At 56.1% G+C, this 13,391-nt stretch carries 16 protein-coding genes; 9 read left to right on the top strand and 7 right to left on the bottom strand.

Features of this window, described 5'->3' with window-relative positions; all coding sequences use genetic code 11:
- Positions 1-4: 4 nt before the first annotated feature.
- The 3 genes from ACTG39_RS02695 to dapE are packed head-to-tail and all read left to right on the top strand — an operon-like array spanning position 5 to position 2,568.
- On the top strand, positions 5-358 hold the full coding sequence (locus ACTG39_RS02695; RefSeq protein WP_439105985.1) for an ArsC family reductase: 354 nt from the start codon (positions 5-7) through the stop codon (positions 356-358).
- 27 nt (positions 359-385) lie between these two features.
- The gene (gene dapD, locus ACTG39_RS02690) at positions 386-1,399 is read left to right on the top strand and encodes a 2,3,4,5-tetrahydropyridine-2,6-dicarboxylate N-succinyltransferase (RefSeq protein ID WP_439105984.1); all 1,014 of its coding nucleotides are present in this window, start codon (positions 386-388) and stop codon (positions 1,397-1,399) included.
- Positions 1,400-1,413: 14 nt separating this feature from the next.
- A complete protein-coding gene (gene dapE, locus ACTG39_RS02685) occupies positions 1,414-2,568 on the top strand; it encodes a succinyl-diaminopimelate desuccinylase (RefSeq protein WP_439105983.1) in 1,155 nt (384 codons plus the stop codon).
- Positions 2,569-2,587: 19 nt separating this feature from the next.
- Here dapE and ACTG39_RS02680 read toward each other — a convergent pair whose 3' ends face one another.
- The 6 genes from ACTG39_RS02680 to dapA form a co-directional block, all read right to left on the bottom strand.
- Positions 2,588-3,319: an SDR family NAD(P)-dependent oxidoreductase gene (locus ACTG39_RS02680; RefSeq protein WP_439105982.1), complete on the bottom strand. Its 732-nt coding sequence runs from the start codon at positions 3,317-3,319 to the stop codon at positions 2,588-2,590.
- 25 nt (positions 3,320-3,344) lie between these two features.
- Positions 3,345-4,184 carry a class I SAM-dependent methyltransferase gene (locus ACTG39_RS02675; protein WP_439105981.1) on the bottom strand — a complete coding sequence of 280 codons (840 nt, stop codon included), beginning with the start codon at positions 4,182-4,184 and terminating at the stop codon, positions 3,345-3,347.
- Between the two features lie 8 nt (positions 4,185-4,192).
- The gene (locus ACTG39_RS02670; protein WP_439105980.1) at positions 4,193-5,344 is read right to left on the bottom strand and encodes a hypothetical protein; all 1,152 of its coding nucleotides are present in this window, start codon (positions 5,342-5,344) and stop codon (positions 4,193-4,195) included.
- A gap of 68 nt (positions 5,345-5,412) precedes the next feature.
- Positions 5,413-6,207, bottom strand: a complete 795-nt coding sequence (locus tag ACTG39_RS02665) for an MBL fold metallo-hydrolase (protein WP_439106091.1) — start codon at positions 6,205-6,207, stop codon at positions 5,413-5,415.
- Positions 6,208-6,212: 5 nt separating this feature from the next.
- The gene (gene bamC, locus ACTG39_RS02660; RefSeq protein WP_439105979.1) at positions 6,213-7,250 is read right to left on the bottom strand and encodes an outer membrane protein assembly factor BamC; all 1,038 of its coding nucleotides are present in this window, start codon (positions 7,248-7,250) and stop codon (positions 6,213-6,215) included.
- Positions 7,247-8,119, bottom strand: a complete 873-nt coding sequence (dapA, locus tag ACTG39_RS02655) for a 4-hydroxy-tetrahydrodipicolinate synthase (RefSeq protein ID WP_439105978.1) — start codon at positions 8,117-8,119, stop codon at positions 7,247-7,249. Before dapA ends, bamC begins: the two co-directional genes overlap by 4 nt.
- Before the next feature lie 106 nt (positions 8,120-8,225).
- Here dapA and ACTG39_RS02650 point away from each other — a divergent pair, with 106 nt between their 5' ends.
- Genes ACTG39_RS02650 through ACTG39_RS02625 form a run of 6 tightly spaced genes read left to right on the top strand, consistent with a single transcriptional unit; the run spans position 8,226 to position 13,199 of the window.
- Positions 8,226-8,807, top strand: a complete 582-nt coding sequence (locus ACTG39_RS02650; RefSeq protein ID WP_439105977.1) for a DUF3806 domain-containing protein — start codon at positions 8,226-8,228, stop codon at positions 8,805-8,807.
- Positions 8,808-8,844: 37 nt separating this feature from the next.
- Entirely contained in the window at positions 8,845-9,957 is a 1,113-nt protein-coding gene (locus ACTG39_RS02645) for an MlaE family ABC transporter permease (protein ID WP_439105976.1), read from the top strand.
- Positions 9,958-9,959: 2 nt separating this feature from the next.
- Positions 9,960-10,733 (top strand): ABC transporter ATP-binding protein, encoded by a 774-nt coding sequence (locus ACTG39_RS02640; RefSeq protein WP_439105975.1) that lies wholly within the window; start codon positions 9,960-9,962, stop codon positions 10,731-10,733.
- Positions 10,730-11,698: an MlaD family protein gene (locus tag ACTG39_RS02635; RefSeq protein ID WP_439105974.1), complete on the top strand. Its 969-nt coding sequence runs from the start codon at positions 10,730-10,732 to the stop codon at positions 11,696-11,698. Before ACTG39_RS02640 ends, ACTG39_RS02635 begins: the two co-directional genes overlap by 4 nt.
- Entirely contained in the window at positions 11,695-12,351 is a 657-nt protein-coding gene (locus ACTG39_RS02630) for a PqiC family protein (protein WP_439105973.1), read from the top strand. The genes ACTG39_RS02635 and ACTG39_RS02630 overlap by 4 nt, the downstream gene beginning before the upstream one ends.
- Before the next feature lie 2 nt (positions 12,352-12,353).
- Positions 12,354-13,199 (top strand): mechanosensitive ion channel family protein, encoded by an 846-nt coding sequence (locus ACTG39_RS02625; protein WP_439105972.1) that lies wholly within the window; start codon positions 12,354-12,356, stop codon positions 13,197-13,199.
- 12 nt (positions 13,200-13,211) lie between these two features.
- On the opposite strand, the gene ACTG39_RS02620 is transcribed toward ACTG39_RS02625, so the two are convergent.
- Positions 13,212-13,391 (bottom strand): hypothetical protein (locus tag ACTG39_RS02620; RefSeq protein ID WP_439105971.1); only part of this gene is annotated, 180 nt, incomplete at its 5' end.

The following is a 13,391-nucleotide window of genomic DNA, read 5'->3' as shown; positions in this document are numbered from 1 at the left end:
AAAAATGGCTCTCACGCTCTATGGCATCAGCAATTGCGACACCGTTCGCAAAGCCCGCCGCTGGCTGGACGAGGCTGGCATAGACTATCGTTTTCATGACTTTCGTCAGGATGGTCTCCAGCGGAGCGCCGTAGAGCGTTGGATAGCCGCCCAGGACTGGGACAAGGTGATCAATCGCCGCAGTACGAGCTGGAAAGCCTTGTCCGAGAAAGACAGAGAAACCATGGATGCCGAAAGTGCATCGCTCGCTGCCCTCGCCGCGCCAACGCTCATCAAACGCCCGGTATTGGAAGACGATGACATACTGGAATTTGGTTTTAGTGAAGCGCGCTATAGCAAGCTGCTTGGCAACGGTTAACCCCAAGAACTCACAGGAGAAATAGGCATGGATGCATATGCATTAGGACTGGGACTGGGAACACGTGACCGGGAGGGTAACTGGTTAGACGTCTTCTTCCCGGCGCCGATCTTGAGTCCGGCCCCCTCCCTCGCCGCCTGTTTTGGAAAGCTTGGATCAGATCTGGCTTTAAGCGCGGACGATTTGCAGGCTCTTGCCGTCGAGTGCGATGCCGCTGGCCATGGTGACGTCGCAACGCTGGCGCGCAAAGTGGCAGAGAGTAATCGTCCCGCCGTTGCCGTGTGCCTGAAAGAGGACTCTGCACCAGAGACGGTTCCCGCTGCCTACCTGAAGTTGCACTTACTATCGCACCGGCTGGTATTGCCCCAGGAAACCGTGCTGCAGGGCGTTTTCGGTGTACTTCCCAATGTTGCCTGGACAGATCGAGGCGCCATTGCCCTCTCCGAACTGGCGGAACAGCAACTGGACGCCCGCCTTCGCGGGGAAGTGCTGGAAGTTAGCTGCGTCGACAAGTTTCCCAAGATGGCAAATTACGTGGTACCCAGCGGCGTGCGCATTGCCCACACCGCCAGGGTTCGTCTAGGCGCTTATGTCGGCGAGGGGACCACCGTAATGCATGAGGGCTTTATCAATTTCAATGCGGGCACCATCGGACCCGGCATGATTGAGGGGCGGGTTTCCGCCGGCGTGCTCGTGGGTGCAGACTCCGACCTTGGGGGAGGTAGTTCTACCATGGGTACCCTATCCGGAGGCGGCAATATTGTTATCTCTGTGGGCAAACAGTGTCTCATCGGCGCGAACGCCGGTATCGGTATTCCTGTCGGCGACCGCTGCATCGTCGAGTCAGGGCTCTATGTGACTTCCGGCACCAAGGTAACCATGCTCGACGCAGCCGGCTCCGTTACAGAAACGCTCGCAGCGAAGCATCTGCAGGGCATGTCCGATCTACTGTTTCGCCGCAACAGTCTCAATGGCGCCGTAGAGTGTTTGACTAACAAGACTTCCGTGCAGCTTAACGCCGAACTCCACGCCAATGACTAACGGCTCAAACTGACATGCTCGACCACAAACGTACTTTTGACCTCGCCTGCGAACTCATCGCCCGCGCCTCTGTGACGCCAGAAGATGCTGGCTGCCAGGCATTAATGATGCGGCGGCTTGAGGCCCTTGGATTTCGCTGCACCTCCCTGCCCTTTGGTGACACAGAAAACTTCTGGGCCCAATGGGGCGAGTGCGGACCGCTGCTTGTCTTTGCCGGGCATACCGATGTAGTTCCCCCCGGACCCCGTGACCAATGGGACAGTGATCCTTTTGTTCCAACGGTTCGCGATGGTCTGCTGTATGGACGTGGGGCAGCGGATATGAAAGCCAGCCTGGCGGCGATGATCATCGCCTGCGAAGACTTCATCGCGCACTTAAGTAGCGCCGGTGATTCTGCCCAAGGACGCATAGGATTCCTCATTACCTCAGACGAAGAAGGGCCTGCAACCGATGGCACCGTGCGGGTCATGGAATGGCTTGCCGAGCAGGGAGTCAGCATCGATTACTGCGTTGTTGGTGAGCCATCCAGTGCTGAGGTTCTTGGCGATACCATCAAGAACGGACGTCGGGGCTCTCTCAACGGCACGCTCAAAATTCTTGGTCGCCAGGGCCACGTGGCCTACCCACAGCATGCGGACAATCCTTTGCACGGCGCTCTGCCCGCGCTCCAGGAACTGGTGACGCGGCAGTGGGATCAGGGCAATGAGTATTTCCCTGCTACCAGCTTTCAGATCACCAACTTTCATACGGGCACCGGCGTCACCAACGTCATTCCCGGACATGCCGACGTGCTGATCAATTTTCGTTTCTCCACAGAGCAGAGCGCCCAGGGACTTCAGGAAGCAGTGGAAAAAATTCTCGCAGATCACGGCGTACGCGCAGAAATTCAGTGGAACCTAAGCGGCGATCCGTTCATCACTGGCGAAGGATCTCTTACCGAGGCCTGCCGAGCAGCTGTTCGGGACGTAGACGGCGTAGAAACTAAACTTTCCACCAGCGGCGGCACATCAGATGGTCGATTTATCGCGCCTTATGGTGCGCAGCTCGTCGAGCTGGGACCGACCAACGCCAGTATCCACCGCGTCAACGAGCATGTCCGCGTGGATGACCTGCCAAAATTGGCCGCAATGTATCAGGGCATTCTCACGCGCTTGCTGCCCGCGGGCTAAGGCAACGTGCAGCCGAACATCAACTCGGGTAGTGCAGATCTGCCCGCAGAGCGTCCATTTCCCTGGCAACGATCTTTCGATTGTGCTCACCGGTGACCAGAAGCCATTGGTCGGCATCATCTTCGATGGCGGCCAGACTTTCGGCAACTACGGTGTCCGCATCCATCCATAGCTTCTCTGGCACGATATTCACATCGAAGTCGGCCATGGTATCGCGACTGTGAATTTCTGAACGCGTGTAGCCCGGGCAAAGACACTGCACGCGCAGACCCTGTGCTTTTACTTCCTGGCGAAGGGATCGCGTAAAACTCACAAGAAAAGCTTTTGTCGCCGCGTAGGCAGCTACATTGGGTGCTGTTACCAGCCCCCCCACCGAAGCGACATTGATGACCGCACTGATAAGCACCAGAGTAGCTTCATTGTGCAGGCGTAACATACCCAGCTCGTCATCCAGATCGCTGCTCGCATAGGCTCCAATGGTTGAGTACCCGGCATTGTTTACCAGCAAATCAACGGCTGGACCCTGACGAATCGCCTCCACGACGCGCCCCTGCCCCTCGACCGCAGCCAAATCTGCTTCTATGACTTCCAATGCACACTGATCCTTGAGAGTAGCGGCAAGCTCATGAAGTCGATCTCCACGGCGGGCAACTACCATCATACTGTCGCAACGTTCAGCGAGCTGCCGAACATAGGAGTCCCCGAGACCGGCCGATGCACCGGTCACTAACGCACGAAATTTTTTACTCACTGTTACGGTTCCTTATTGTTTGCAATCAATTACTCCCCTCACGGGAGACGGGATACACATCAAAACGTACGGCCTTCCCTGTAAGGGAGTGCCCGGGGGCCGGCCCCCCTATCTCCGGCGCTCGCCGGGGCCGCTTAACGACGACCCGCTGCACTTCCTGAGCTCTTGCCCAGGCCAAAAGTGCCGCATCCTGCTGTTCTCGGGTGTGATCATGATCCCCAGCTAAAGCGTCTTCAGACTCAGCAACAGGCTCCCGATCCTCCGAGGCCAGTAGCAAGTGAAGAATCTGCATTTCTTTGGCGGGCGCAGCACGGCGATCAAGGGGGAACATGGGATCCAGATAAATCACATCCACACCGCCTAACGCCGACAAATCTAAAGTCTGTGCATCTTCATTGTGGAGGCGTATACGCGCAAGCACCGACACTAACCACTCATCCGTAGACGCTAGGCCGCGAGACAGAGCCTCCTGGAACAACAGCCCCATAATGGGGTCACGCTCACATACGTCCACGGTGCAACCAAGATCAGCCAGTAAAAACGCGTCGCGACCATAACCACCCGTGGCATCGAGGACCCGCGGAGCGCGAGCCTGTTTCCAGCCAACGGCCTTACCCAATAACTCGTTATGCCCAGCCCGTCGCCGGTGAGCCAGGGACTTATCAGCAAAGTCGATGGTCACGGCCCCCGGCACGTCCCGTCCCGTCAGCTGTATCCCGGGAATGCCGTCGATGACTTGCACAACGGCGCGACGCTCCGGCAGACCTCTGGGGGAGCACATTGAGTCTAATAAAGGCACGTCAAAGCGACGGGCAATTTGCGCTGCGCGTTCCTCATCGGATGTCGATCCGGCTATGACACCCATCAGGAATCTTATTTGCCGCTTCCTCGAGACATTTTGTTCTCACGCGCTTTACCAAACTCCTCGGGCGTCATACCGAGAGTCAGGGTGGAGTCGTCAAACACAAGCTCGCCTTGAAGGTTGAAAGCGTGATGCTTGATGCCGTGTTTATCAGTGATGGTAACGTCCACAGGCTGACCGCCAGCGTCGTCAGACGAGTCCCGGGACAGCCAATTGCGCAGCGAGCGCAATGGCTTGCCCATGAGGGTGAGGCCCTCAAGTGCTTTTGCAGCTTCCGTACAGTTCTGCACGAACTCCGCGCTGCCATGCTCCTCGCCAGCGCAATCCCCAAAATCACCCAACATCACCTGCCCGGGCAAAGTTCTATCCAGTATCCGCGCCAACTCGATGGTCACATCACCCACAATGTAACTAAACACCGTCGGGTTCACACCCTCCGCCTGATAAAGCTCATAGTGACTGCCAATATGAAAAGCGGAGCGAACTACGGGTACCGTATTACCGCGAGATGCCGCCCTTGCCAGCGCATTGTCAGCAAGCACGAGCTGCAAAAACAGAAAGAGCTCCTGATCTGCTTGCGGATGGTTATCACGGTTCCATACGTAATACCCATCTCCGGTGGTGGTGCGCGCAAAATTAATCTCCATGCCGCGAGCGGCCAGTTTGTTGTAAACCGAATTCATGGAGTAGGACAAACTGTTTAGCTGACTGGCCTGCTCAAAGGAACTGAACAGCGAAAAATCTGCAATATCAAAGAGGAGAGCGCCACGTCGCTCAACAAAGCTGATGCCGTAGCGCCGAATAATCTCCTCAACACCACTCATCACCGAAATGGATTCATCGAGAGGGTTTTCCAGTTTGATGAATGTTGGCGACACGCTCAGGCGGACGGCCACCGCGAACAGCTCGTCACGGCTTTTACGACGCCTTCCGGAAATCAAAACCCGTATGTAATTTTCGTTCTCGCTGGCAATTTTCGGATCATCGCGGTGAGCACAGTAGTTACCGAGAAAGTAATGCGGCACAAAAATAACCAGTAAACCGCGCTCATCCCAGCACCAGCAGAGCACTATATTCTGGCCAAGACGCCACTGCTTACTCAGGGTCTTCTCCAGATTCTGGAGGTTCCCCCGCTGCACAATATTGATGGGGTCTTTAGACACGCGCGCCTCGTGAACAGTAAGCAGGGGCAGTATGCACTGTCGTTCTGGCAGGACGCCAGTTGTCGCTCTCAGGCAGACGCAACGCAGGCATCTTTGATAACTGTGTGCTGCGCAAGATCGATCCAGTCAAAGCCACTCGCCTGAGATGCCCAGACGGTTTTTTTAAGTAGGCTCGGGTCTATCTGTTGCAACTGTGTCTCCACACATTCCCGCCGGTTATTCTTTTCGCTGATATGGGCGATGGCAAGATGCTTCAAACGCTGCAAATTGAGCTGGCCTAGTAGCTGCGCAGCCTGAGCATTGGATAAATGTCCCCAGTCTCCGCCAACCCGGCGCTTCAGCGACTGTGGATATGGCCCATCAGCCAATAGTCTGACGTCATGATTGAATTCGAGCAGCAAGAGCTCGCAGTCATCAAAGGCGTCTCGCACGTGAGCAGCTACGGATCCCAAATCCGTCAACACCCCAGCGCGCTGCTGCGCATGTTCGAAACAATACTGTACCGGCTCTCGAGCATCATGAGGCACCGTGACGGCCTGCACAGTGAACTCGCCGATTTGAAGCTCGGTATCGCCGTTAAATACGCGTGTATCAGGGCAGTTCTCAATGCGACCGCTGGCGAGTGTTCCATGAGTCAGGTAGACGGGAATTCCATAATGCCTCGCGAGCACCGCCACCCCACTGGCATGATCGCTATGTTCGTGAGTGACTAAAATGGCATCCAGAGAGGCAAGATCAAGGTCCCGCTGCGCAGCCCGGCGCTGCATCTCGCGCAGCGTGAACCCACAATCCACAAGCACACAACTTTGGCCAGCTTGCAGTAGGGTTGCATTGCCCCGGCTGCCGCTCCCCAAAGAAGCCATTCTCACTAGTTGATGTTGCCTTTAATCAGTACGAGCAAGGCATCTATCTGCTCTCGGGTAAGTGATTTGCCAGTGTCTTCAAAGGACAGTCGCAAGACCATACGTTCCGGTGCCTGAGTCTCGACATCAAGAATCAGCGGAACGCCTTCGGCGGGATGCTCTTCGTCATCGCCAAGCCAGGCAAACCAGCTCGAAGACTCCTCTTCTTTGTCACCTACGTAAAGCAGGTAGTAACGGCCTTCACTACGATTGCGGTCTGTAATTTCAAAGCCCGAAATATCGAGGGAGCGCGCAGTAGACGCCCAGGCCCTATCAAAGGGCAACTCCAACACAATAAAGCCGCCCTGCTCATCATCTCCCAGGGAGACTTTTCCGCCCGCGCTAATAGACTGTTCAGCCATCATAGAGACGGGTGCGGTATCGGCGCTATTCGCAACATACTGAGCCACACCGCGAAGCATCTCGGACTCCAGGAAGAAGTCGTCAGATTGTGCAGGCCAGGCTTCGCCAGCACTGGTCTGAAACATTTGCAGTACGTGGAGCTCGCTGTTTCCCCTTTGCACCCCGCGTTCTACGCGAAATTGGAATCGCGTGGGCCGGGGATCTTCCTCGAGCACAAGGTAAGTGGATTCAATAATGCCCGCGCGGGCATCCATCCGTGCGATATCTATATTTGCCGCGGACAGAAAGCTGCGCAGCTGCGGCCACAACTGCCCCGGAGCAATCGCAACCAGAGCCCAGGTATCGTCACCCAGTTTTTGGATTCGCACTAACTGGTCGGCACTTGCGGAGACCAGGGGCGCGGGACGAGGCACCTTGTCCGAATCAACAAACTGCGGGTCGCTCTCGATTTGAGGGATGGGATAAATATCCACTAATTGGTCCGTGGACGTACCGCTTGGCAGGCTGATAGGCGGCATGTCTTTGGCCTCGCGGTAGTCTCCCGCCGAGTCGCGAAATACGCCTTTATCGCCAAACAAGTAACCACAGGCCGACAAAGACGCCAGCAGCATTAAAAGGCCACCGAGTTTCAGGTACCTCATACGTCTATGCTCGCCAGAGCTGCATCAATGGTGACTGCACACTCTCCCTCAGGTAAGGTCAATGGCAGTCGAATACCGTTCTGCATACGTCCCAAGCGCGCCAGTGCGTATTTTACCGGCATGGGGTTCGCTTCTATGAACAGCGCCGCGTTCAAGCCTTCAAGACTTGCATCAATCGCTTCCACGGTCGCTTCATCGCCATCCAGCGCTGCTGTGCAGAGTGCCGCGACGCGGTCAGGTACCACATTTGCCGTAACCGAAATATTGCCTACCGCTCCCGCGAGCATGTAACGCGCCGCCGTGGCGTCGTCTCCGGAATACACTGCAAAACCGTCAGGAACCTCCGCAAGGAGTTCCTGCCCGCGAGAAAGGTCTCCCGTGGCATCTTTGATGCCCACGATGTTATCGATAGCGGCTAATCGGATCGTGGTGTCGTTACTCAGGTCCACCGCGGTCCGGGAAGGCACGTTGTAGAGAATCTGCGGGACCGCTACGGCCTCAGCGATAGCTCGGAAATGCTCATAAAGTCCGCGCTGAGATGGGCGATTGTAGTACGGGGTGACCAGCAGACAGGCGTCAACTCCCACGGAGGCGGCTCCTCGGGTTAACTCGATAGCCTCCCGCGTGGAATTAGCGCCAGTGCCTGCGATAACAGGAATTCTGCCCGCAAGATAGTCAACGCAATGCCTGATGAGCTCCAGATGCTCATTCACATCCAGAGTGGCGCTTTCTCCCGTAGTCCCTACCGCGACAATCGCAGAAGTACCTGCGCTAACATGCCAGTCCAGTAAACCATCAAGCGCGGAGTAGTCGATCTGACCATCCGGGTGCATGGGTGTGACGAGGGCAACAATACTGCCTTTGATCATAGTCTTATGAGTACCGCTCGGATTATCTGGCTCTTACGCCATTGAAGGCCCGCAATTATCCATGACAATATGGCGAACACAAGCAAAGCCGAGGGGATTAGGCACCTTGATTTCTTTTCTAAAGCACTTCGACCAAGCTCAAACGCCACTTTTACAGCGCTTAAAGGGCCCAGCGCTGTCCGCGACCGCGCGTTCAGCCGCTGTTATCGCGCTATTGGCTTCTCTCATTTTTTCTCAGGGAACGCTTGGCCAGCTGCTGGACAAGCGAGTAACAGCCCTCAACCCCCTTGACCGCCAGTACATGGATTTGCAGCGTCAGTCGCTCAACGAACTCACCCTGCGCTTCTACGGAGGTCGCTGCTGCCGCAGTCAAAGTGAACTGGAATACCTGCAACGCCTGCTTGATGACGGCCATGTTACGGCCGACCAAACGAGAGAGCTGCAGGCCATGGGCGTTGCTTTGGGTGATTTGCTAGCAACAGAACTGGATATGCACTGGGTGGTCTACGAGGATATTAAGGGCCGAAGCCGGGCATTGCGCTTAGGCGAAACCGAAAACTACCTCTTTCCTATCACCATGATTGCCAGACGACATGAGGGAGGAGACAGGACACAGGTGAGCGATATCTACGCGCAGGCTTATGAGGCAATTGAGGCGGTTCGGCCGCCCTTACCTTTTCAAGAATGACTGATCGCCCCTCCTCCATGCTTACAGACGCAAGCGCATGAGCGAGAGCGCCCGAGCCTCCCTAAGCGATGAGCAGGGTCAGCTTTTGATCAGTGGTGACTGGAGCGATGAGCAGCTTCCCGCACTGCTGCCGCTGTTTGAGTCCCTCCTGGACAGTCCGGGTACTGTGACTGTAAACCTCACGGCGGTGAACAACTGGGACCCTCGCCTGGAGGCGAGACTTTTGCAACTTGAACGGCTTGCGAGCGCAGGTAATCGGGAGATCACATACCTCGGTGCAAGCGCGTCCTACATCCAGCTCATGAAATTGGCGACCGCCGTTGCGCCCTATGACGGCACAGCTGAGACTCGCTCAGGTTTCCTGTCTCTCAAACGTCTCCGCGGCGCTCTCGCCGATATTGGTGATGATTTACTGGATTCATTGGAGTTTTTGGGCGCAACCTCGATAGCCCTGTTCCGCACGCTGCTGGGACGCTCGGCAATGCGCAGCCGTGAGTTTGTAGAGAGTCTGGCGCAAGCAGGCCCTCAGGCCATTGGAATCATTACGCTAACAAGTGTCCTGGTGGGTATGATCCTGGCGTACCTCGGGGCCGCACAGCTCCAGCAGTTTGGCGCGGCCGTATTCGTCGCTGATCTCGTGGCCATCGGCATGCTCCGGGAAATGGGTGCGCTAATGACTGCCGTTGTTATGGCTGGGCGCACGGGCGCAGCCTACGCAGCTCAGCTCAGTACCATGCAGAGCAACGAAGAAATCGACGCCATCAGCACGCTGGGTATCAATCCTCTGGAGTTTCTTGTCGTTCCCAGGGTACTGGCACTAATTTTGATGATGCCCCTGCTCATCGTGTACGCGGATGCCCTGGGCATTGTTGGCGGCGCGGTGGTTGCGGGAGGCATGGGCGTCACGCCGCTGCAGTACATTAGTCAACTGGAAAGCGCGATCACCATGACGCACTTTTTCGTCGGCCTATTCAAGGGCTTTGTTTTTGCCGCACTCATTGCTACTGCCGGCTGCCGCGCAGGAATGAATGCTGGGCGGAACTCCGAGGCCGTAGGCCGAGCGACCACAGAAGCGGTAGTTACGGCGGTGGTTTACCTGATCGTCGCAGATGCGGGGATCAACATCCTCTGCCAGTTACTCGGGGTTTAGGCGTGAGTGATGCCGTCATCAGCGTTCGAAACCTGACCATGGCCTATGGCAGCAGGCTGATTCAACAGGACGTCAGTTTCGACATAATGCGTGGCGATATATTTGTCATCATGGGAGGTTCGGGCTGCGGTAAGAGCACCCTGCTAAAGCATCTTCTGGGACTCCTTGAGCCCGCCAAAGGAGAAGTATTTTACGGAAGCCAAAGCTTCACAAAGGCGGAGCCGCAAGAACGGCAAAAACTCAGGCAAAACTGGGGAATCACCTACCAGTCAGGGGGCCTGATTAGTGCCATGACGCTGGCAGACAACGTTGCGCTGCCGCTTGAGCAGTACAGCGGCTACAGTCCCAGTGATATTTCGGAGATCGTCGCTCTCAAACTGGCCCTGGTGGGGCTGGATGGCTATCAGACCTTTTTACCCGCTGAGATCTCCGGAGGGATGCGCAAACGCGCCGCACTGGCGCGTGCAATTGCGCTGGACCCTGATATTCTCTTTTTTGACGAGCCATCAGCGGGACTGGATCCTATTAGCTCCCGGAGGCTGGATGACCTGATCCTGCAGCTCAAGGAGTCCACCGGTGCATCTGTTGTGATGGTGACTCACGAGCTGCCCAGCATATTTGCCATAGCCAACAATGCGATTTACCTAGACGCGGATAGCAAGCGAATGATTGAGTCCGGAAATCCAGCCTGGATGCGCGATCACAGCGATCACGCTGTGGTACGGCAGTTTCTCAACCGAGCCGCACAGCAGATCGAGAGAGGCCCAGCAGCATGAGCGAACGAAGGAGCAGCATATTAGTAGGTGCCTTCGTTGTGGGTGCTCTGATCATCTCCTCTGCCGGGGCACTATTTTTTGCCGGCGGTGGCCTGGGCATCGAAAAAGGCAAGGTCGTCATGGTCTTCGACGGTTCGCTCCGCGGACTGACCATCGGAGCACCTGTGGCACTGCGCGGCGTGACTATCGGCCAAGTGACTGACATCGACCTGATCCTGGACGCCGATCAAGGTGAAGTAACGATGATTGTCGAAGCAGAAATCGATCCCACGTCTATGCAACTAGTGAGCAGCGTGACCGAATCAGTGCTCGATGAATTAGTAGCGCGGGGGCTGTCAGCACAGTTGAACACTCAAAGCTTGTTGACCGGGCTTTTATACATTCAACTAGACTTTCAGCCCGAGAAGGAGGCCACACTCAGCCAGATCGATTCGTCGCATCCACAAATACCGACTATTCCTACGGAACTGGAACAAATCCGTCGTTCTTTGGAATCCATTGATTACGCGGCCATCGCGGAAAACATCGATCACATCGCCACAGGACTGGACGAGCTACTCAATAGCAGTGATATGCAGGCGCTCCCAGGCTCCATGCGCAGCAGCCTCGCAGCGCTGGAGACCGCCAGCAATAGTTTGTCCACAACATTAGCCGATAACTCCCCCGCATTGACCGCGTTGTTGGAAGAGGGCACCAACACGGTTGCCACGCTCAATGCACAGTTACCCGAGATCACGAATTCCATAGAAAGCTCCCTCCAGCGCCTTGACGAGGCTTTGGTGTCGGCCAACAAGAGTCTTGAAGGCCTCGAGCAGGCCTCCGCACCGGACTCCCCTCCCCGACGACAACTGAGTCAGGCTATGCAGGAAGTCACTCTGGCCGCACGCGCATTGCGCTCTCTGGCAAGAAGCCTCGAAGAGCACCCGGAGTCACTGCTTCGCGGGCGTAAGGAGGATGACTCTTGATTCGCTACCCCTACATTGCCGTCGTCGCCCTGGTCCTTGCAGGCTGTGTCGCCCAGTCGACACAAATCCAGCACCTGCAACTTTCTGCGGGTGATGCCCAAATTCCCAAAGGCGACAGCCCCATCATCGTTCTGGATGGCATCGAAATTCCCGACTATCTCCTTCGGGACGAACTGCTACATCGCGAGAGTGCCGTTGCGCTGCGTTACGAAGCCGCAAAACGCTGGGCAGAGCCCCTCGATCTGGGGATTCAGCGGGTTTTAGGACGCAGGCTCAAGGCCTCTCTTAACACGCAGCGGGTAATACTCTTCCCCGATGCTCCCTCAACGCCGGCGGACTGGCAGCTTCGTGTCACTATCACGCACTTTGAGGCAACGGGCTCGGTAGCGCGCATTGCAGCCGAGGGGCGATGGGAGCAAAAAACAAAGGATATGGTGATCGTGGAGTCCGTCGTGTTCGAGGACTCTCGCTCCCTGAGCAGCGGCGATGGTGAAGACATCGCCTTGGCCATGAGCCAGTTGCTATGGAGCTTCGCTGACGAACTCACCGCCGCAGTTACTGATAAACCTGGATTGCCCACAAACGCCCTGAGCGATGAAAAGCTTATTGAAGTAGAAACAGACATCAACACTAGAACCCAATTAAGGAGATGATCATGGAGTTTTTAAAAGACCCCGCGCAGTGGCTACCGCTGGCTATCGAATACGGCACCGCTTTAGCGCTCGCTATTGTGATTTTTTACATTGGTCGCATGGTGGTCGGGCGGGTAGTGAGCGTCTGCCAACGCATTATGCTCTCCCGGGGTACGGACGAAACGCTGGTTAACTTTGTTTGCTCAATCTTACGCTGGGTAGGCTTGCTGTTTGTCACCATTGCTGCGCTAAGCAGACTGGGTGTTGATACCACTTCTCTCGTCGCACTACTGGGTGCTGCAGGATTGGCCATCGGCCTGTCACTGCAAAGCTCGCTGGGCAACTTCGCAGCGGGGGTCATGCTGATTATCTTCAAGCCCTTCACAAAGGGAGACTTTGTAGAAGCCGCGGGCACCATGGGGGTCGTAGAATCGATCAGCATGTTCACCACCACGCTCACGACGCCAGATAACAAAGAAATCTTCGTTCCCAACGGGAGCATCATCGGCGGCAATATCACAAACTTCTCGGCAAAAGACACGCGGCGCGTCGACATGGTGTTTGGTATTTCCTATGGAGACAACCTGCTGGATGCTAAGGCCATTCTTGAGGACATTATTAAGTCTGACAGCCGCGTCCTCGCTGAGCCCGAGGCCGTTGTCACCGTTGGCGAACTCGCCGACTCCAGTGTCAACTTTCTGGTGCGCCCCTGGGTGAATGCGGCGGACTACTGGGCCGTGCTCTGGGATACCACCCAATCGGTAAAACTCCGCTTTGACGAGGCAGGTATCTCTATTCCCTTCCCGCAAATGGAACTGCATATGCAGCGCCCGGAAGAGACTTCAGGCGAAACACCTAAAGCCGCGTAAGCGGCGCTCCGCTTAATTCAGGTTACAAGCTACGCAACGCATATAAAGGTGATTGGGGTCTGCAAAGCTGTCGAGAAACTCGACGCTTTGCTGAACCGGCCCCAGCAACGTTGCCAGACCCGGCACTTTTAGAAGGCGACTCACACCCATGCGGTCACTGAGCTGCTGCAGTAGCAGCTCTCGGGGCGAAAA

Source organism: Congregibacter sp., assembly GCF_965662665.1.
GTDB lineage: Bacteria > Pseudomonadota > Gammaproteobacteria > Pseudomonadales > Halieaceae > Congregibacter.
Note: the sequence above shows the minus strand (reverse complement) of the source record. Positions and strands in the feature narration are given on the sequence as shown.